General features: G+C 65.1%; 20 protein-coding genes. 4 read left to right on the top strand and 16 right to left on the bottom strand.

The window, feature by feature from the left end:
- Positions 1-71: 71 nt before the first annotated feature.
- Complete coding sequence (locus tag VGN72_17395; protein HEV7301145.1) at positions 72-3,560, top strand: DNRLRE domain-containing protein; 3,489 nt, start codon at positions 72-74, stop codon at positions 3,558-3,560.
- A 93-nt stretch (positions 3,561-3,653) separates the two neighbouring features.
- On the opposite strand, the gene VGN72_17390 is transcribed toward VGN72_17395, so the two are convergent.
- The 3 genes from VGN72_17390 to VGN72_17380 are packed head-to-tail and all read right to left on the bottom strand — an operon-like array spanning position 3,654 to position 5,433.
- Positions 3,654-4,019, bottom strand: a complete 366-nt coding sequence (locus tag VGN72_17390) for a hypothetical protein (GenBank protein HEV7301144.1) — start codon at positions 4,017-4,019, stop codon at positions 3,654-3,656.
- On the bottom strand, positions 4,016-5,023 hold the full coding sequence (locus VGN72_17385) for a hypothetical protein (protein HEV7301143.1): 1,008 nt from the start codon (positions 5,021-5,023) through the stop codon (positions 4,016-4,018). The genes VGN72_17390 and VGN72_17385 overlap by 4 nt, the downstream gene beginning before the upstream one ends.
- 8 nt (positions 5,024-5,031) lie before the next feature.
- Positions 5,032-5,433, bottom strand: a complete 402-nt coding sequence (locus VGN72_17380; protein ID HEV7301142.1) for an SDR family oxidoreductase — start codon at positions 5,431-5,433, stop codon at positions 5,032-5,034.
- A gap of 458 nt (positions 5,434-5,891) precedes the next feature.
- On the opposite strand from VGN72_17380, the gene VGN72_17375 reads away from it, so the two are divergent.
- Positions 5,892-6,620, top strand: a complete 729-nt coding sequence (locus VGN72_17375; GenBank protein HEV7301141.1) for a hypothetical protein — start codon at positions 5,892-5,894, stop codon at positions 6,618-6,620.
- A gap of 358 nt (positions 6,621-6,978) precedes the next feature.
- Here the strand turns inward: VGN72_17375 and VGN72_17370 are convergent, their stop codons facing one another.
- The 4 genes from VGN72_17370 to VGN72_17355 all read right to left on the bottom strand — a co-directional run bounded on the left by VGN72_17370 (position 6,979) and on the right by VGN72_17355 (position 9,699).
- Positions 6,979-7,407: a hypothetical protein gene (locus VGN72_17370; protein HEV7301140.1), complete on the bottom strand. Its 429-nt coding sequence runs from the start codon at positions 7,405-7,407 to the stop codon at positions 6,979-6,981.
- A 3-nt stretch (positions 7,408-7,410) separates the two neighbouring features.
- Complete coding sequence (locus VGN72_17365) at positions 7,411-8,085, bottom strand: hypothetical protein (protein HEV7301139.1); 675 nt, start codon at positions 8,083-8,085, stop codon at positions 7,411-7,413.
- A 16-nt stretch (positions 8,086-8,101) separates the two neighbouring features.
- Complete coding sequence (locus VGN72_17360; protein HEV7301138.1) at positions 8,102-8,698, bottom strand: RDD family protein; 597 nt, start codon at positions 8,696-8,698, stop codon at positions 8,102-8,104.
- Positions 8,699-8,952: 254 nt separating this feature from the next.
- Positions 8,953-9,699, bottom strand: coding sequence for an RDD family protein (locus VGN72_17355; GenBank protein HEV7301137.1), 747 nt, complete (start codon positions 9,697-9,699; stop codon positions 8,953-8,955).
- Positions 9,700-9,848: 149 nt separating this feature from the next.
- On the opposite strand from VGN72_17355, the gene VGN72_17350 reads away from it, so the two are divergent.
- The gene (locus VGN72_17350; protein ID HEV7301136.1) at positions 9,849-10,898 is read left to right on the top strand and encodes a stage II sporulation protein M; all 1,050 of its coding nucleotides are present in this window, start codon (positions 9,849-9,851) and stop codon (positions 10,896-10,898) included.
- Here the strand turns inward: VGN72_17350 and VGN72_17345 are convergent.
- The 8 genes from VGN72_17345 to VGN72_17310 form a co-directional block, all read right to left on the bottom strand.
- Positions 10,895-12,211: a DUF58 domain-containing protein gene (locus tag VGN72_17345; protein ID HEV7301135.1), complete on the bottom strand. Its 1,317-nt coding sequence runs from the start codon at positions 12,209-12,211 to the stop codon at positions 10,895-10,897. The two genes, VGN72_17350 and VGN72_17345, sit on opposite strands and share 4 nt — an antisense overlap.
- Positions 12,208-13,182, bottom strand: coding sequence for a MoxR family ATPase (locus VGN72_17340; GenBank protein HEV7301134.1), 975 nt, complete (start codon positions 13,180-13,182; stop codon positions 12,208-12,210). The genes VGN72_17345 and VGN72_17340 overlap by 4 nt, the downstream gene beginning before the upstream one ends.
- A complete protein-coding gene (locus tag VGN72_17335) occupies positions 13,160-14,542 on the bottom strand; it encodes a DUF4350 domain-containing protein (protein ID HEV7301133.1) in 1,383 nt (460 codons plus the stop codon). Before VGN72_17335 ends, VGN72_17340 begins: the two co-directional genes overlap by 23 nt.
- Complete coding sequence (locus VGN72_17330; protein HEV7301132.1) at positions 14,539-15,384, bottom strand: DUF4129 domain-containing protein; 846 nt, start codon at positions 15,382-15,384, stop codon at positions 14,539-14,541. Before VGN72_17330 ends, VGN72_17335 begins: the two co-directional genes overlap by 4 nt.
- Positions 15,381-16,196, bottom strand: coding sequence for a hypothetical protein (locus tag VGN72_17325; GenBank protein ID HEV7301131.1), 816 nt, complete (start codon positions 16,194-16,196; stop codon positions 15,381-15,383). Before VGN72_17325 ends, VGN72_17330 begins: the two co-directional genes overlap by 4 nt.
- Before the next feature lie 10 nt (positions 16,197-16,206).
- Positions 16,207-16,521, bottom strand: a complete 315-nt coding sequence (locus tag VGN72_17320) for a hypothetical protein (GenBank protein HEV7301130.1) — start codon at positions 16,519-16,521, stop codon at positions 16,207-16,209.
- A gap of 128 nt (positions 16,522-16,649) precedes the next feature.
- Positions 16,650-17,144, bottom strand: a complete 495-nt coding sequence (locus VGN72_17315; protein ID HEV7301129.1) for a DinB family protein — start codon at positions 17,142-17,144, stop codon at positions 16,650-16,652.
- Between the two features lie 216 nt (positions 17,145-17,360).
- On the bottom strand, positions 17,361-18,701 hold the full coding sequence (locus VGN72_17310; GenBank protein ID HEV7301128.1) for a glycosyltransferase family 4 protein: 1,341 nt from the start codon (positions 18,699-18,701) through the stop codon (positions 17,361-17,363).
- Between the two features lie 64 nt (positions 18,702-18,765).
- Here VGN72_17310 and VGN72_17305 point away from each other — a divergent pair, with 64 nt between their 5' ends.
- Complete coding sequence (locus VGN72_17305) at positions 18,766-19,410, top strand: sugar transferase (GenBank protein HEV7301127.1); 645 nt, start codon at positions 18,766-18,768, stop codon at positions 19,408-19,410.
- Between the two features lie 111 nt (positions 19,411-19,521).
- Here the strand turns inward: VGN72_17305 and VGN72_17300 are convergent, their stop codons facing one another.
- Positions 19,522-20,100, bottom strand: a complete 579-nt coding sequence (locus VGN72_17300; GenBank protein HEV7301126.1) for a heme-binding protein — start codon at positions 20,098-20,100, stop codon at positions 19,522-19,524.
- Positions 20,101-20,124: the final 24 nt, after the last annotated feature.

Genomic DNA, 20,124 nt, shown 5'->3' with positions numbered 1-20,124 from the left:
GAGTTCTCTTGATGTACCGACCCGCTCCCGCTGCGTCTGCGCGGCCCGCTCGCCATGCATCACGTCGAAACGTGATCGCCACAGCCGTTCGCGCGACCGTTGAGACGCTCGAGGACCGCCGGCTGTTAGCAGCAGACCTGCCGCATATCTCCTACGAGATCCTCGATGGACAGGCGTCGGAAATCGGTGCCGATCCCGGCGTCTTTCTCGTCAGCCGGACCGGGGCGACCGACCAGCCGTTGACGGTGCGTGTCTATCCCAGCGGCAACTCCAGTTATACCGCGCCCGACCGTGATCATACGATGAGCGTCCGGACCGCCTCCGGCACCTCGCCGTACATCGTGGGGGCCCTTACGTTTCCATCCGGGATTGCATCGCTTGAACTCGTCATAACGCCGCTTGCTGACCTCTTCACTGAGGGAAGCGAACGGGTCGAGTTGCAAATAACTGAGGCCTCGGTCGGTTCACCCGCGTACACGTTCGACACGCCCTTGGTTCGGCCGTCATTCATGATCGCCGACGGCGCTGGTGCCCAGTCGATTACGCTTGAAACGACGGATCCTGTCGGGTCCGAAAACGGCGACGATCCTATCGAGATCGTCGCCCGACGAACCGGTGACCTCTCCCAGCATACCTCGCTTTGGCTGAACCATAATTACCGCGATGGATTCGCCAGTGAAGTGGACTATCTCCAGCTAGGCTCCCTGTACTTCGAGCCGGGCGTTACGGAGAAGACGATCTTCATCGTCCCTACGTCCGACGACCTGGTCGAGGGTAGCGAGCCTCTTCCTCTGACGGCGAATCCGGTCGGACTTGCGCGCTTGACGAACGAGCTGGTCCTGACGATCACCGACGGCCCCGTCGTTACCCCGGTAGTTCTTACGCCGGTGGCGGACGCGTGGGTCGGTAACGGGACTGAGGCCGGCCAAAACTTCGGCTCTGAAATGCAGCTGCGAATCCGCGATCAGTCGTCGGGCGGTCGCCGAGACGTCTATTTGCGTTTCGACCTGTCCAGCGTCGAGATCATCAGCCAGGCGGACCTGCAAATCTACGGCGAGTGGCTCGGGAGCGACCCCGGGTACGGCCGGTTCAGGGCGTTCGTCATCCCCGATGCTGTCTGGACCGAGTCGGGCGTCACCTACAACACCGCGCCGACCGGGCCGCTGTACGGCTACAGCGGGACGGGCATGAATAGCGTCAACAAGGGAAAGCGGCTGTTGCACTTTTCGATGGGTACGTTTCTCCAGAAATTGAAGCGACTCGGACATGATGACGTGACGATCCACATCTTCGCGGACCTAGATCCGGAACTGAACGGTGGTCCGGTTGACGCCGCGTTAGACAGCCGCGAGTCAGCCACCCCGCCGCGGTTGGTCATCCAAACGGAGACCTCGAACGGTAATGTGCCTGTCTCCCACCGTTCGCTGAGAATTTCCGAGGGTGGATCAGGTGTCGTCTACACTTCCCCATCAACTCGCGACCCAGACGATTCGCTTAACATCATGAAGATACCGGGCGGAGACCCGGACGTGAACGTCGTTGACCCGATGATCGCCTATGCGAGAGGTGACGGCTCTACCGTGCGGACGACGACGTTCACCGCCACGCCCGACGGCGACGCCATCAACGGGTCGGCTTTGTTCCTGATCAGCGGCAGGTATGGGACCGGGACGTTCGTTCGCGTGTACGAGTCCGACACTGGCATCAACGTGCCCCCGACCGACCCGAACACGCTAACCATGGCCGTAACGGCCGACGGGTTCGCCCAAGATGGCGCGGGCAACATCGGTGGCGTCGCGAGCACGCTGCAGGTCAAGTCCGCTACTACCGGCGCGCAGGAAACGTACCTGCAGGTCGATCTGACATCACTGCCGCAGGCCGATCAGATCGGCACCGCCATGCTGCGGCTCTACGGATCGGCCGGCACGCCGGTGTCGGCGGGCACGTTTGCCAGCCAGACGATGACGAACGGCGAGATGGCAACGATGGGTTCGACCACCAGCCAAACCGCAGAGGCGCCGATGTCCGTGTCGGCGTTCGCGGCGGCGGACACCGATTGGTTCTGGAACGAGTTCAACCTCAACTGGGAGACGCGCCCAACGCCAACCGGATCGGCCGTCGTCACCAAGAGCGTCGGGGCCCAGGATTGGTACGAGTTCGACATCGCCCCGATCCTGCGGGCCAAGAAGGCCGCCGGCGCGAAGTCGGCGGCCATCGCGTTACGCGGCGCCAATGCCGGCACGACGTCGGCGGTCTTCGCCAGCGACGAGAGCGGCGCCAACAGGCCGCAGCTCGTCGTGACGAAGGTCACGTCGGTCGACCCGCCGCCACCGACCACGACGGTAACGCTGCAGGCGGAGGACGCGCTGCTGGCCAACGGCACCGCCAAGTCCACCCAGCACGCCGGTTACACCGGCAGCGGCTACGCCGACTACGCGGGCAACGGCTCGGCCGCGCAGTGGACCGTCACGCGGGCGGCCGCCGGGGCCGCGACCCTGTCGCTGCGTTACGCCAACGGCGGCACGACCAGTCGTCCGCTGACGGTGTTCGTCAACAATGTCGCGGTCGGCACGCTCGCCTGCGCCCCGACCGGCGGCTGGGCCACCTGGTCGACCGTCTCGCTGCCGGCGACGGCGACGCTGGCGGCCGGCACCAACACCATTCGCCTCGTCGCCAGCACGTCGGCCGGCGGGGCCAACGCCGACGCGCTGACGATCACCAGCAGCAGCAACGGCGACCCCGTCACGCCACCGCCGCCGCCGCCAACCGACCCGGCGAGCGTGACGCTGCAGGCGGAGGACGCGCTGCTCAGCAACGGCACGGCCCGGGGCACCCAGCACGCCGGCTACGCGGGCGGCGGCTACGCCGACTACGCCGGCAACGGCTCGGCCGCCCAGTGGACCGTCACGCGGGCGGCCGCGGGCGCCGCGACGCTGTCGCTGCGCTACGCCAACGGCGGCGCGACCGGCCGCCCGCTGACGATCTACGTCAACGGGGTCCGCGTCGGCACGGTCGACTGCGCCCCGACCGGCGGCTGGGCGACGTGGTCGAGCAGCTCGCTGGCGGCGACGCTGGCGGCCGGCACCAACGTCATCCGGGCCGTCGCCGGCGTCGCGACGGGCGCCAACGTCGACGCGCTGACGATCACCAGCGGCACGGTCACGCCGCCGCCGCCGGTTCAGCCGTCGGTGACGGTGCAGGCGGAGTCCGCGACGATGGTCGGCGTGACGCGGCAGACGACCAACGGTGGCTACGCCGGCAGCGGCTACGCCGACTTCGGCGGCGCCGGCTCGTACGTGCAGCTGACGGTCGGCCGCACGGCGGCGGGGCCGACGATGGTGACGCTCCGGTACGCCAACGGGTCGGCGGGCGATCGGCCGCTCAGCGTGTCGGTCAACGGCGTGGTGGCGCACGGCAGCCTGGCCATGACCGGCACCGGGAGCTGGACCACGTGGAGGGAACTGACGCTCTCGCTGGACCTGACCGCCGGCAGCAACGTCATCCGCCTGACGAGCATGACCGCCAACGGCGTCAACCTCGATGCGATCACCGTCGGGTAGCATCTACCCCTGGAAGAGAACTTCTCGAAGCGAGTTTGGCACCGAGAGGATTAATGGACTAGTGACTTTGGCGCAGCGGAGTTTCGATACGGGTCAAGGTTGCAGCGAGACCATTTGCAGCCACAGCGCGTGGGCGTACGGCTCAAGTTCGAGACGAAGATCAGACCTGCCCGTCAACGGTGCTGCATCAGTGAATCGCAGCCTGCCGGGATCGTTCGGAGCGGTAAGCACGTTGTTGTTGCGCGCGTCCAACACGTAGTAGCGCGATTGGCCTGTGGTCGCAGGGGCATTCTGAAGCAGGATCGACACGCGTGCCGTCTGCTTCGAATAATTCCACACGTGCAGACAGGTCCCGGTCTCGTCCTGGGAGGCCAGCGCATAGACGCCGAGCCCGTCGCCATTGACTCCGTCGTTCTCGACGTACAACTCGTCCCGGCGGTGGAGCGAGAGCAGGGTCATCGCATGCCGTGCGGGGTCATTCGGCCGTCCGTCAGGTGCTGGGTCGACCAAAGCCACGGGAACGCCACCATGTCATGCTGGCGGCGGACCTGCTCGAACAGCGCCGGCACGCCGGCGGCCATGCCGCTGTTGGAGCCATCTTTTCCTTCGTGCGTGCCCATCTCGGTCATAAACGTCTGCAGGTTCAACGGCAGGCCAGCGTTGATTAGAAATCGATCGAGCTGCTTGCGAAGCTCAGCGACCCTCGCCGGGCGATCACCACTGGCGTAGTCGTGAAAGGAGACGAAGTCGAGCCGCTTGGCCGGGTCGCGGTCGTCGCGGAAGTGGTTCAGGAAATCTTCGACGAGGTTGAACCGCTTCTTGTCCGTTACCGGTCCGCCCACTTCGATAGCGGGCCCGGGCAGGCGCTCGGCGTTTACACGATTCGCCACGCGGTAGAACGATCGGTAGAACGCGTAGTACGCCTCGGCGTTTAACCCACCGAAGTGGGCGTTCGTTGATTCGTTCAGCGCTTCGAGATAGCGAAGGTTCGGGTGCCGCAGCTTGTTCTTCCGCACCGCGTGTGTCAGCACCTGCTCGTACTTCTCTCGGCAGATGATGCCGCCGGTCACCTCATGTTCGTAGCGTCGCACGCATAGCAGCAAGTTGTCGGCCTCGGCGGCAACGGCATCCAGGTAATCCTGATAGTGAACTTCCGACGGTTTCGTGCGCTCGCGATCGTACGGATGAATGGTCGTGTCGCTGGCGTAGCGGTTGTGGCCGATGCGATAGTTCGGGTGGTAGGTGTCGTCGCGGTAGTCCCAGAATTCATCGAGCGTCAGAAAGACCCGGGCGATGCGGAAACGGCCGAACGTCTGGCTCGCCTGCCGCATGAGCCAGGGCGGCGGCACGAAGCGCAGCGACGTGTTGATGTACTTCTCGGACCGGTGAAGTTGCCCGAGCCGCCCCTTAGCGTCGATGCGGATCGTTACGTGTCGCGGGGTGGCTTCATTAGTGGTGGTCATGATGTGGCTCATAGTGCGACGTCGCGGGGAACCTGCTGCACGCCTAGGCCGCCGTCAAGGTCGATGATCTGGCCGATGAGCGAGCAGGCATGATCGGACGCCAAAAACATGGCCAGCGCCGCCAGTTCATCGGCATCTGTCGGGGCACCGGTGGGAATGTTCCTCAACCGGCGGACCGCCGATACTTCGTTCAACGTCGCCCATCGTGCGGTTCGAACGTAACCGGGAGCAATCGCGTTCATGCGGATGCCGTGCGGCGCCAGCTCGAGCGCCATGCTGCGGGTAAGGCCGTTGACGGCCGCCTTGCTCGCGTTGTTGGCGCAGCGGCCGTGAATGGGCCGCTTGCCCGCCAATGATGAGATGTTCACAATCGCGCCACCGCCGCGTTGCCGCATTCCCACTGCGGCCAGTTGTGAGCATCACGTATGGACAACGAACTTCACTGGTCGTCGAACTGCATCCATATGCAGACCGTCGGTTGAGGTTGACGATCCCACGCGACGTCATCGAAGTTGGCAGCGCGCGTGCTTGCCCGTACCCTCTCGAAACGATGTCGGCGGAGAAGCCCAGGCGCATTACGACGAAAGATCTGGCCCGCGCGCTGGGCCTGAGCCCCTCGACCGTAAGTCGCGCGTTGTGCAACGACCCCAACACGGCTGAGGCGACAAAGCAACGGGTCCGCGCCGCCGCGGAACGGATGGGGTATCGACAGGACCCGTCCCTGCGATCGCTCGTCTCGTACCGCTGGCGCCCGGATCAGCGGGCTTCGCTGACCTCGATCGCGCTGATCCTGGAACAGCCTGCATCCACTTCAACGCCAGCCGATGAACAACGCGCGATCGCACTGGCGCAGCATCGCGCGCGGGCGATGGGGTACGCGCTCGAAATCTTCTCCATCTCCGAACACGAAAGCCCAGCGTCGCTCAGCAAGGTGCTGTTCCATCGCGGCATCAATGGGATCATCATCGGCCGCACGACGAGCCAGTACGACCCGGACACGTTCCTCTTCGACTGGCAGCAGTTCGCGGCGATCGCCGTCGATGCGGGTATGACGGCATTCCCGTGTCACAATGTGTTGCCGAACCACTTCAAAGCCGTCCTGCGATTATGGCGAACGTTGCGGCATAAGGGCTACCGACGGATCGGCGCGATTCTTCGTGATGATCTGGCGTTTCGCGTGCACCCGCAGGAGATCGGCGCCTTCTGCGTCGGACAACGCGAGCTGGACGAAGACGATCGAATTCCGATTTGCGTAGAGGATCCGCAAGCATTCCCGCAACGTATAGCGAAGTGGGTGGCTCGCTACCGCCCTGAGGTCGTCATCGCGCGCGATGCGGGGGCTCTGGCCGTGCTGAGACGACATCGCATCGGTGTTCCCGCCCAAGCCGCATTCGCCGCCCTATCCCTTCGCCACGACGATCGCGACATCGCTGGATTTCAGCATTGCGCCACGTCTATCGCAGAAGCGGTGCTGCAGTTGGACACGCTGCTGCGCCTGAACCGTTTGGGCCAGCCGCCCGAGCGCCATGTCCTGCTGATCGATCCCGTCTGGCAACCAGGGCCGACGCTGCCGAACGTCCCGAGCCTAATGTTGTGAGCGAGACGTTTTCGAAACGAAATTCGCAGTCCCATATGCTAGCCGACTGCTGAGTGCATGGCTTAGCCCGCGCAGAAAGATTGACACTAAAACCTACGCGGGGTCATCTTGCGTGTGGGTTAAGCGGGCTTCGGCGGGGCGAACCAAACCCTCCTTTTGCACGCCGTAAGATTTAAACTACCAAGTGAACTCATGCATGGGCACTTTGGGCGCTGCGCGGCCATCCCGGCCCGCCATCGTCGAGATGGAATCGATCTTGGCAGCGGCGTATTGCGCGCGGGCCGCCATTACCCCCTCAACTCGGACGGCCGTCGACGACCGACGAGGCATCACCTGGGCTGAGCCTCATGTGGGACGTTCAGCTGGTTTGCACAGCACGAATGCGGGCGAGGACGTTATCCCGCAGCTTTCGGACACGGCCCGGCCGGAAGATGCCGACCACATCGTAGATAATGCCGCCGCGCATAATGCGGATGGTGGTCGACCGGCAGATGAGGTACCAGGCCACCAACCCGAGGCCCAGCGCGAGTAGGAACAACCCGCTGTAGGTGGCGAACGTATCGCCGACGAATTGAAGGGCAGCGCCGGGCAGTGCAAGGAAGGTGGTGCAAACGACGATTCGCACCCAAGGGGTCTTGCGCCAGATCACAATGCTTTCGATGCTGTCATAGGTGAACTTGCGGACACGGTCGCCGGTGCGGCCGTGCTCAAGCTTAATCAGGCAGTCGTCCATGACGACGAGGCTGATGCGCGAGAACATCGTGTTGCTTCGCAGGTCGGCAGCCATGGCTTAAAGGTTCTCCAGCAGCGCGTAGGCGCCAAAGCCCACACCGAGCAGCCAGAGGGCCGAGACAATCGTGAGCAGCACGGGCATCATGATCACGCGGCCCCGTCCCATCAGGCGCGCAAAGAGCGGGTTCTCGCGCCGCATCCGAAGCGCTCGAAAGTAGAGCACGACGGCGTGCGGCACCCAGATGAATGCGAACGGGATCATCACCACGTTCACGTAGGGGATGAACAGGCAGATGAGGTAGGTGTAGACGTGGTTGTCGGGCCGGGGGAGCGTACGGTCGAACGCCTTGGCCGCCTTTTCCTTGCCACCGGCCGCGAGGTATTCGGCGCCGTAGGTCTGGCCGTCGATCTCGACGGCGCAGAGCGCGCAAATGTAGTCGCCGGTGCCGGCGCACACGGCCGTGGCGCGCTTGCGCGGATGGTGGGCGCAGACCGAATCCTCGGGCAACGCCGATTCGGCGGTCATCACTTGCAGGCGCTTCACCGGAAACTCGTACGCCTCGCCGCGCCAGTTGCAGTGCCCGCAGGCCACGGGGCCGGCGATGCCCGCAACGAACGGCCAACGGCAGGCGGGGCAAAGCACCGACGAATCCAAAGCGCCCGTGGGCAGCGCACTGCCCGCGAGGGGCGCGATGTCTGCATCTGCGTCGGTTTGATTCGTGAACGAGGTCATCCGTTTTGCCCGCACGTTACGGCTTGTGGATCACGCGCGTGCCGGTGATCCGGTCGTGCAGCGCACGCTGGCGGTCACGATCGAAGAGCGCGAACAGCACGTTGGCAATACCCCAGATACCCACGATGATTGCTGCGACCCCGATGATCACGGGGGCGCCCGTCATCTCGGCAAACGCGCTGAGGAAGCTCAGGCCACCATAGACCAGCGAGCGCAGGTAGGCGGTTCCGGTCGAGATCTTGCTGCCATCGCTGTTCTTCACCACGTACAGCTTTGCCGCCATCTTGCCGAGGGTCTGGCCATTCCGAGCGTGCATCGCCCCGAAATAAATCACCGTCACGGCCGTGGAGATGAACGTGAGGATCCCGTTCTGCACAAGGTCCAGATTTCCGGACGCGCCCATGACACCCCCGATGACCGCGAACGGCAGGCCAATGATAAGGGCGTCGAGGAAGATCGCGCCAAACCGCCGCATGACGGTCGGCTTCTCCAACTCGCCCGGCATTGTCTCGCCGGAGCGCAGGCGGTCGAGCAGGATCGCTTTTCCTTCTGCCGATACGCGTTGGCCCTGAATGGTCACGAGCTCGTCTTCGGGCAGCACTTGCCCGGTCACGGAGCATCGAGCCATTCCCGGGGGTAACTGAGTGTCATTCATTGTCATATTGGTAAGTCCACCCTTTGATCGAACGGCCACGCACCTAGCACCGCCTCGCCACGATACCCTTACACGGGTATCCGCGTTTGTTTGGCGAGTGCCTCAACGCGATGTGATTGTCGTGGCCAATCAAATAGCTGCGGCTGGCCACGGACGAGAAGGCGGAAGTTTATCGTAAGGTTGGCGGATCTGTCCAACATTTGAGCAGGACGCTACATGGTGAACTTGGCATCCTGGATCAGCAGCGCCAAGTTCACGATGGTCTGCTCGTCCGAGAGGTGGTTCGCATCGTCCGGCAGCGCCAGCCGGCTTCGGAAGTAAGACGCGGCTTGGCCGAACAGGTCCTCGCGCACGGCCGGCTCAATCTGGTCGCGCCGCAGGACCAGGTCGATGACGAGGTCCCGCTCCTCGCGACTGATGCGCGTCAACACGCGACTGCGCAGTGCGGCGTCGGCGGCGAACGAGTTGACGCGCGCCTTTTCGCTTGCGATGGCGGCCGGAGCCGACTGCTTCGCGTCGCGGACGACGATCGTCTCGGCAACGATATCCCCAAGCCGGCGGTGCCACCGATCGACGACCGCCGTCGTGCCACCCACCACCATGGAAAAGGGCAGCGAATCGATGGGCCGCATCGCGTTGCGTATCAGCACGTCGTTGAACGTCAGCCGGTTGCCCCGGGCCGCAATCACACGGATCTTGAACATCCGCTTGCCCGGCGACTGGCCGGCCCAGTAGAGCTCGAACAGCACGAAGTACGAGAAGTCGAGCACGAAGATGCCCAGGATGATGAGAGCGACGCTCGCGCTTCCGCCGAGTTGGGCAAACAGGAGGATAATCACGATGTAGCCGGACCAGATCAGCAGCTGGTCGGCGAACCAGGCCATGCACCGCTCGACCACGCCGGCGACGGCATAGTGGAACGCGACCTGTTCGGGGGTGGTGATCCGATATCGACGCACGCGTCATTCCCTCGCTCGGCGGCTCCGTCAACGACCGGCCCGTACGATACGCCGTGTGCCATCATCATGCCATCGTTCGGACGCGCGCGACGCGTGTCGCCGGCACGTCCCGTTGCCCGTCGTGGCGGGTGTGGGCACAATTGCGGGATATGGATTTCAACCACTTCCTGAGCGATCGGCGCCCTCGCTGGCAGCGGTTGGCCGACCTGCTTGACCGCGTGGACCGTGCCGGCCTTTCGTCACTTGGGCCGCACGAGGCCGACGAGTTCTTCTCGCTCTATCGGCTTACCAGCAGCGACCTCAGCCTGATACAGACCCGCACGGGGAACCTGAACGTCACCGAGTACATCGAGGGGCTCGTCGCCCGCGCGTACGCGCAGCTGCAGGTGCCGCGCAAGGCGGGATTCTTCCGCGCGTGGTGGGGAATCCTGCGGCACGACTTCCCGGCGGCCGTGCGAGCGAATGCACGCGCCTTGGCGGTCAGCGCGGGCACGCTGATCGCCGGCGGGGTCGTGGGGTACGTCGCGACGTTCGCCGCGCCTTCGTCTGCCACCGTCTTCTTGCCGGCCGAGCATCTGCAGGAATCGCCGAGCGACCGTGTGGCCCGGCTGGAGCAATCTGAACGCGACGGGACCCGCGGCATCGCGTCGGCCGGCGATCACGGCGCGTTCACCGTCTACCTGTTCAACAACAACATTCGCGTGTCGGTGCTGGCGTTCGCGCTCGGGCTGACGTTCGGGGTCGGCACGCTGATCGTGCTGTTCTACAACGGCGCGATGGTGGGCAGCCTGGCGGCGATGTACGTGATGGACGGCCAAGCGACGTTCTTCGTCGCCTGGGTGGGGCCGCATGGGTCGGTCGAGCTTCCCTGCGTCATGATCGCCGGGGGGGCGGGGCTGGTGCTGGCGGCCCTGCAGCTGCGACGCGACCGCGGGTCGTTCCGAACCCGGTTGCGCGCCGCCCGGCCACAGTTGGTGGACCTGTTGGTGGGCACCGCGACCCTGCTCGTGCTCGCGGGCATCGTGGAAGGGGGCTTCAGCCAGATCAACGAGCCGACGATTCCCTACCCGTTCAAAATCGCCGTCGCCGCCGGCCTGTTCGGTGCGCTGGTCACGTACCTGTTCTACCTGCCGGTGACGCCGCGCGCGGTTCGCGAGGAGCGGGCGGGGCCGTTGGCCAGGGTGGGCACCCGCCGTTAAACGAGCTGGCGCGCCTTCGCGTTCAGGTAGGCGTTGATGGAGCCAGTCGTAATGGAGTCGGCATCGGCCTCGATGACCGTTGCGCCGTAGCGCTGCAGCTCGCGCACGCGCGCGGCGCGCTCGTCGACCATGTGCCGGGCCGCCAGCACGTCGTACACGCCGCGGCGGTCGCTCGCGGGCCCGCTGGCGATCTCGTCCAAAAGCGGATCGCGCAGGCTGACCACGGTCACCGCATGGCGGCGCGTGATCAGCGGTAGCACCTCGGCGAGGTTGGCGGCGAGCTGCGGGTCGTTCAGGTCGGTGAACAGGAAGACGAACGACCGGCGGGTCTGGTGAGCACGCAGCGCGCCGGTCAGGGCGCCGTACGACGGAAAGACCGGCTCGGCGCGGGCGTCCACGAGGTCTTCCAGCATTCCGTTCACCGCCGCCATCCCGGCGCCGGGCCGGCGAACGAGCGTTACGACGTCTCGGAACAGCACGAGGCCCACGCGGTCACCCTGCCGGTTGGCCACGTGGGCCAGCATGACCGACGCGTCGATCGCGTGGTCGAGCGCGGTGCTGCCGCCGCTCATCGCGTGGCCCATCATTCGCCCGCAGTCGAGGCAGAGCAGCACGTCCTGGCTTCGCTCCGCCTGGTAAACCGTGGTAATCGGGCGGTTCCGACGGGCGGTCGCCTTCCAGTTCACCTGTCGGAAGTCGTCGTCGGGCACGTAGTCGCGGAGCTGGTCGAAATCGCGGCCCGAGCCGATCATGCGGTGCCGGTGCGCGCCGGCGAGGTTCGACGCGTGATGTTGGCGAAGCGCCTCATAGGCGCTCATGCCGCGCAGGCTTGGGAAGACACGCATCCGGATCGCCGCGAGTTGGCCGCCAACGTGGGCGAGGTCGGCACCGGCATAGCGCAGCTCGAACGTGGCGGGGGGCAAGTTGATGCCGCCCCGGCGTCGCGGCTTGGCGACCACCGCGCCCCGCACGACCTCGCCGGGCGCCACGGTGACCTCAAGCGTGTCCCCGGTCGCCTCGAAGCCATCCGGCCAAGGCTGGCGAATGCGCACGACCACCGTGCGGTGCGATCGGTTCGCGATGCGGAACGATACGGCCTGCTCGCGATCGACCTGCGCGCGCTCGTCACCATCGCGTTGCACGTCGATCGGAAGTCGCCGAAGCCGGCGGCCCACCGTGAACACGGCCGCCACCAGCGCCGCGTCCCCGAGCAGCACGAGGATCGCGATGCGCGGGTCGACCACCGCCCCGACGAGCAGCAGCGCAAGCATCGCGGCAATCGCGATCGAAAGTCGGCCCGGGCGGATCGTCACCGCGGCACCTCGACCTTGTCGAGGATCGACCGCAGCACCTCGGCGCGCGTCTCGCCGGCGATCTCCGCTTCGGCCGTCAGCGTCATGCGGTGACCGAGGACCGGCACCATCATCGCCACGACGTCGTCGGGCGTCACGAAGTCGCGCCCGCTCAGCAGCGCGCGTGCCTTGGCGGCGCCCAGCAGGAAGATCGAGCCGCGCGGGCTGGCCCCCACGAGCACCGACTCGTGATCGCGCGTGGCGCGGACGATGTTCACCAGGTAGTCGATGACGGTCGCCTCCGCCTGCACGCGCGGCAGCGCGGCTCGGACCGCCCGCAGGTCGGCCAGCGTCATCACCGGGCGCACCGTGCCGTCGTCCAGCCGGTCCGGTGGCGCGCCGCGATGAACCATCTCCACGACCGAGCGCTCGGCCTGGGCGTCGGGGTACGGCACGCGCACCTTCATCAGGAACCGGTCCTGCTGCGCTTCCGGCAGCGAATAGGTGCCCTCGAACTCCACGGGGTTCTGGGTCGCGAATACCGTGAAGACCGGCGAGAGCGGGTGGCGGACACCGTCGATCGTCACGTGCCCCTCGGCCATCGCTTCCAGCAACGCGGCCTGCGTCTTGGCGGGGGCGCGGTTGATCTCGTCGGCCAACAGCAGGTCGGTGAAGGCCGGTCCGGTGTGCAGGCGAAACGAGTTGGTGCTGAGGTCGAAGACGTTGGTGCCGACGATGTCTGACGGCATCAGGTCGGGCGTGAACTGGATGCGCTTCACGACGCACGACACGGCCTGGGCCAACGCGCGGATCGTCAGCGTCTTGGCCACGCCCGGCACGCCCTCCAGCAGCGCGTGCCCGCCACACAGCAGCGTGACCAGCACCTGCTCGAGCACCTCGTCCTGCCCCAGCACCGCTTTGGACATCTCGGTTCGCAGCGTGCCCAGCGAGCGGGCTACGGCGGACAATTCAGTTGGCAACTCGTGATTCACGGCGGATCTCCTGAGACAGTTCGTAGGACAAGCTCAGCGCGTCAGCAAACGCCGCTTTGGTTTGTAACTTCATTGAACCCCGGGTCGATGGCGGGCTGGGCGCCAGCTGCGCGATGTGGTGGCGCAGCTCGCTGCTGAGCAACGCGCCGCATTCCGGGCATCGGCCCGTCACGTTGCCGCGCAGATCGTAACCGCAGGTGGGACAGCGCACGTCGCGCGGGGGCTGGATGGCGGCAAGGCGTTGAAACAGCTGCTCGCATCGCTGGCGCAGGTCGGGCGCGAGGGAGGAGACCCGGGCGCACACGTCGTGCGGCCGGCAACGCAACGCCTCGGCGAGTCGTCGCGTCACCTCGGCCGACACCCGCTCGGCCGTCGCATCGGGCGCCAGCGATCGGCTGTACAGAAAGCCGAGCGTCGCGACCTGTCCGGCGCCAACTCCGGCCTCAGGCGCCGACATTTGCTCGTCGTCGGACGCGTGGGGTTGCGACGTGCTCCAGACGTATAGGGCTGCCACAAACCCAACTTGCAACAGGATAGGCAACAACCCTGCTTCCAGCAGGAACCCGATGATCGTCGCCTCATGGCCGATGCCATGCGACCACTCGTCCAGTAGGACCGGGCCGTCACCGATCGTCGACAGCAGGAAGTCGAGGTTGCTCTCTTGCCCGAGCGTTTCGTTGATGGCCGGCGTCGGCGCGCCGACGAGGATCAGACGGCCACGTCCGACGCGCAATTCGGCCGCGACGATCGCGTTGCCGTACGTCGGCACGCGGGCCAGTACCGACCACCTCGGGTCGTTCGGCCGGTCCGCGAAGCTCATCGGTTCCCGCAACAGCAGTCGTCCGTCGGGCAGACCCTTATCCTCACCCTGAAGTCGCGCCAGGTAATTGGTGCCGGGCACTTCGTCCGGGTTGGCGCCGCGCGTCTCCTCGCCTCGAATCGACTCCAGCAGGTCGGCGGGCACTTCTTTGGCCACGGCGATCTTGAAGTGACCCATGAGTTCGGTCGGGACGCGGCTGAGTTGGACGACGGTATTGCCTTGAGCGATCCAGTCCGCCAGTTGTCGCGTCTGAAGGTGATACGTGGCGCCGCCGAACGCGCCCCGCGTGCCATTCGGAACCTGGATCAGGGTTCCGCGGTCGTCCGGGTCCAAAGTGGGTTGCTCGATGCGGCGCGTCTCGAGGCCGCGTTCGATGGCCAGCGTGTAGAGCGCCGCGGTGCCGTACGGGTCGTGGCGGCGCGTCGAGTACAACGGTGCCGCGTCTCCGCTGCGGCTGCTGAAGACGGCGGAGCGATAGGCCAGTAGCGCGCCGATCATCAGAGCGCCCATCGTGAGCCAGAAGGGCCAACGTCGCTTCATGCAGCACCCCCGCCAGCCGCCTTCTGCGTGAGCAGGGCCACCTTGTGCCGGAGGACGTCCAGATCGTCGCCACTGGCGGGTTTGCGACCGTACCACACGCGGTCGAACAAAGTCGTCAGTTCGCCGAACGTCTGCCGTTCGTTCGCCGGCCCGCGGTACCGCTCGACGTAGGCCCAATTGGTCCGGTTGCGGGTGTGTTCGATCTTGCCGACCGTGTGCAGCCCCGACAGCAGCGCTAGGTAGAGCGCGCGGTAGACGGCGCGAAAGTCCTGTTCGCTCGCGAGGCGGTCGGCCTCGTCCAGCCACTGACCGGTGCCCAGCGCCAGCGCGTCACCCGATTCCATCGCATCACGGACCTGCTGGCGGCTCAGCAGCCGTGCCGCCGGCGACGTAGCCGTGGGCCTGCGGAGGACTCGGTACAGCAGGATGGTCAGGAACAGCAGCGCCACCCCCAGCACCGCCCACGCCACTGCCTTCAGCGCCGTGGACAGCCCATCGCCACTCGGAAGGTTCGGCAACCTAGGGGCGTTGCGGCGCGAGCGGAAGAGCCACTCGAATAGGTCCCCGATCCAGGTGAAGGGTTTACGGATCCACGAGCCGTCGAAATCCTCTGATAAAGGCGATTCAACGCGGAAGTCGGGTCCCTCTTGGCGAGACCGCCATGCCCGAAACATTGGCCGCTGGAGGATCTGGTTCAGGTGTTGGTGCGGGTCGTCCGTCGTTGCGGCAGGCACCGGCGCCGCTGCGCGGCCAGTTCCCTCGGCGGCGTTGGCCAGCGTCGCGCACGACGACATCGCTGCGACCGACAGGGTAAGATGCAACGTGGTGCGGGCAAGGGTCACGCGCCCGCCTTGGTCAGGTCCGTCAACCGTACGCGCAGGTCGGTCGCGGTGCGCCGCGATTGCGAGTCGTAATACAGGAAGACGCACGCGACCGTCCAGTAAACGTCGAACAGCAGGAACAGCCCGTAGAAGACGCGAAGCCGCCACGCCCAGCTTCCCAACGTGACGTTTAGGTCGGCGGTGTCAATCCCTAACAAGCTCGACAGGACGGTGTTGGCCAAAACCATCTGACTGACGAACGCCGCGATCGTGCCAACAAGGATGATCAGCGTCATCACCAGCGTCACGCGCAGCAGCCGCCTGCCGGCATGCGTGATCCACGACATGCAGGCGCGCACGCGCGGCACGGCCGGATCGCGGCTCTCCAACAGCAGGGGCGCAACGAACCCGCCCATGAACAGTCCGTAAAACGCCGGCACGCCCAGCGCGATGCTGCCCCAGGTTATGCCAACGTTCGAGGCCATCCGTACGCAAATGATCGCCGGCAACCGAGACCACAACCGTACGTCGCCCGCCTGCCCGAGGTCGCGCAGCACGTCCTGCTGCAGCCGCGCGAGACATGCCCATCGCCACAGGGTCGCTGCGAGCAGCCAAAGGCACAGCGGGGCGATCCGCGAGCGTTGCCCTGCGATGATCACGTCGATCAGCAGCACCGTGACGATCGCGTGCGGTGCCATCGCAAGTACATACCACGGCGCAATACGCTCGATGCGCGCCCGCATGTACTCGATGGCGGCGTCGAGCGGTGTCGTGCAGGGGCCCTGCACGTTGATCAGCCGCGCGATGAACCCATCGTCAGTCGTCCGTGCCACGATCATGCGTTTAGGGCTTCCAATGTAAGAGCTGCGCGAGCAGCTCGGCCGACATCGCGTAAGATTGGTAGACGAGGTACAGCTGGAGCGGCGCCGTGCACCAAGCCACGATGATCAGCAGCGTCGTGGCCCCCGATCGGGTCCCCTTCGCAGCGGCGGCGCGACGCTCCCGGAGCAGCCGCAGGCCCTCTTTGCTGTAATTGACCCCTTCGTATCGTGTGGAGCACTCGCTGCAGATGGGCGTCGACGTAACGACGCAAACCCCGATCGCCGCGCGCTGCGGGTGGTTGGAGCAGAACCGCTGCGGCAACGATGTCGACCCCATTTCCATGCGCTGTCCTTGCCGCCACCACGCGAACGCCGGAGGAACTCTGCGATGGCAGTGTAGCCGCATCCCCTTACTCTGCAATTTCGGCGAGCGTTGCGTCGCCCCCACGAGAGCTCACCTATTCGTCAGAGCGCGGCGTTTGCCTGCGGGGCGGACTGGCGCGCGTAGAGCTTGCGCAGCAGGTACATCTCTCCTTGGTGCCCCGACTCGTCATGCAAGCCGTGCAGGATCGAATAGCGCAAAGTGCGGTTGCGGCGTTGGTCGATCACCCGGTCTAGCTGCTGGGGCGCGAGGCCGCCAATCGTCTCCTGAAGTCGCGCGAGCTGCGACCGCAGCACCTCTTGCACCTCCGCCAGCGCCGGCCATTGCGTCACCTTTGCTGGCTCGCTCTTCCAGGCGAACTTCTCGTGCCATCCCTGCGGATAGGCCGGCTCCCGCCCGGTTGCGGGCATGATGCTCAGGTGCTCGACGACCACCACCGCGTGTCCCGCGTGCCACAGGATCGAGTTGTTCAGCCCCGGGCCGGTAAAGCGGGCTTCGTCGTCGCTAACCGTCTCCAGGATCCGCAGCGTCTTGCCTCGCACCTCGCTCGCCAGCATTAGCATCGTCTCATCCGCCACGGCAGCCTCCTCGTTCGATCTCGACGCGACTTCGGTGTTTCATGCTCAACGCACGACGGATGGATTATATGCAGAGCCGCAGACCGGCGGACAACATTAGCTAATCGCGGCCCGGCGACCCCGCCGAGGCGCGCGCCGGTGACATGTTCAACAATATGGCCGAGGAATTGAACAAGGCCAAGTAGCTCTTGTGGGAAACCGTCGAACGGGAATCAACTAGAATGCTCGTTGTTGTGCTGAAATGGCCAGCCATTGCGAGCCTGATGAAGCGCGACCAGCACGGCACTTTGCTCGAGTTGAACGACGCCCCTTATCCGGCGGCGTACCGATGCTCTCAATGAGGGTCGCCCAACTTGTACAACAGATGGTGGGGTTAAATTCGCGCTCGTAGCCCTCGCGCCCACGGCTGCCGGCACTTGCGCGCAGCACAGGATCCATCGCAAATTGTCGAACCGCTGCTTCGAAGGCGTCGGGATCAGTCGGGGAGACAACCTTGCCACAGCTATAGCGGCGGATCGCGGCGGCCGATTCTGAATCCGGTGCTCCGATGAAGATAGCTGGTCGTCGGGCAGCCATGATGCCGTAGAGCTTGGAGGGCACCGAGGTGCCAGTGAGTTCGGCGCGTAGGCTGACGAGGTGCACGTCGCCCGTGCGAAGCACGCGGGCGAGCTGCTCGCGCGGGACGTACGGGCGGAACCGCACATTGGTGAGATCGTGACTTTCGGCGAATGCTCTCAGCTCGCGGATCTGGCGTCCCGCGCCGACAAACATGAAGACGAACCGGTCATCGCTGCGCATGCGAACCGCTGCCTCGCGGACGACGTCGAACGTACAAATCGCACCCGCATTGCCGGCGTGCATCACGACGAACCTTCCTTCCAGATCCCATTCGGTCCTGAAGTCGTCTTCCTCGTCGCCATCCGGAAGATCAAGTCCCCACATGGGAATGCGCGATATTCGCGACGCACTGACCCTCTTGGCGCGAAGCCGGTTGGTCATGCAGTCACCGAGCGAGACGCAGGCGGCGCTTGTACGCAATTGCCAATCCGTCAGGCCGGATAGGACGCGGGCCAATAGGCCAGTGCGACGAAGCAGACCCATCTCGATCCCGATGTCCGGGTGAAGGTTCATCGTCCAGTGAACGTGCCGCACCGTACGAAACAGGCGGGCGGCAACCGACGCGTAGATGGCGATCAGCGGTGGCGTAGTGAGCGTGACGACCACGTCGAACTTCCGGGCGGACGACAGCACGTGAACCGCGCACAACGCGTGGAACGAGGCGAAGTCGACTAGTTGCGATAAATTGCCAAGTTTTCCGTCGCGTCCGAAGGAGGTCGCGCCGATGCGTCGAACGAGAACGCCCTTATGCACTTCGAACGACGAAAGCGCCTCGCCATGACTGGAAGTCGAGTCGTATTGGCCAGCGGAGCAAACAATGTGAACTTCATGCCCTCGATTGGCGAGGAACTCTGCCAAATCGGCAAGAGATTGCGCGGTGGGTGCACGGTCGGGCCAGTAGTACTGGTTGACGAAGAGTATCCGCAGCGGGAAGTTCATTTAAGTTTGAAAAGGGGACGCGTGTGCAGTCTGCTTCGCCGCTTGCCAGTCTATCATCCTCGCCATGATAGGGAGCGTAGGGCTAACGACGACGCACGCGATTGCCAAGCGCACGCTGGATGTAGCTGTGTCCGCCCTGGCTCTGGTGGTGCTCTCGCCGTTGATGGTGTTGATTGCCTTGTCCGTGCGGGCCGATTCCGGCGGTCCGGCTCTTTTTCTGCAAGCGCGCACGGGGTTGCGAGGTCGGCAGTTTCGGATCATCAAGTTTCGCACGATGACCGACATAGCAGCCGAAGTGAATCTGCACGAGGAGACCACCAGTGACGATCCGCGAATCACGCGCGTCGGCCGTGTGTTGCGGGCCGCGGGCCTCGATGAATTACCGCAACTCTTCAACGTGTTGGTCGGGCAGATGTCGTTGGTTGGCCCGCGGCCCCTGCTGGCGTGGGAGATCCAACAATGTAGTCCAAGGCAAGCGCAACGGCTGTTGGTGAAGCCGGGGTTGACTGGGCTGGCGCAGGTGATGGGGCGGAACGCCATCCCGTGGAACGACCGAATTGAGTGGGATCTGGCGTATATCGATCGTGCGTCGATCGGGCTGGACCTGTGGATCCTGTTCTGGACCGTGCCGGTGGTGCTCTTGGGGAAGAACGCGTACCTCAAGCCGCGCCCGCCATGCGCTATGCACGGATCGAGACCATCAGATTGATTGCAATCGCTGGTTCCCCGTTTCCAATCCGCAGCCGGCGGATGTCAGAGGTTGCATTGCCAACCCGTGCCACCCGCCGGCCACGTCAGTTCCTTGATAGCGCAGTTCGGGTTACTTGACGGCCCCGGCGCCCGCCTCGGCGACCGTGTGGTCGTTCTCGACGGTCGAGCCACTGACGCCGATCGCGCCGATGACGGTGCCGTCGGCGTCCTTCAGCGGGATGCCGCCGGGGAACGAGATCAGCCCGCCGTTGGAGATCTCGATGTTGTACAGCGGGCCACCGGGCTGGCTCAGCTTGCCGATCTCGCCGGTGGGCATGTCGAAGAACCGCGCCGTCTTTGCCTTGCGGATCGCGATGTCGATGCTCCCGATCCACGCGCCGTCCATCCGCGCGAAGCTCTTGAGGTTACCGCCGGCGTCGACTACCGCGATGTCCATCTTCGTGTTCGTGTCCCGCGCTTTCTGAATCGCCGCCGACACGATTTGGTTTGCCTGTTCCAGGCTGATGTCCTTCGTCGTCAGCGGCGCATTGTTGCCGGCCGGGGCCGACATCGCGTTCGAACCGGCCGCCGTCCCACCCGCGTCCTGCGCGAGCGCGACATTGCGGTCGCTGCCCGTGCCCATCATGATCGCCCCGGCGAACCCAATCGCTGCCGCGGCACACAGGGCTAACACGTTCTTCTTGACCATCTCAGTCCTCGCTTCCATTAAGAA

The organism is Tepidisphaeraceae bacterium, from assembly GCA_035998445.1.
Taxonomy (GTDB): domain Bacteria; phylum Planctomycetota; class Phycisphaerae; order Tepidisphaerales; family Tepidisphaeraceae; genus DASYHQ01.
Note: the sequence above shows the minus strand (reverse complement) of the source record. Positions and strands in the feature narration are given on the sequence as shown.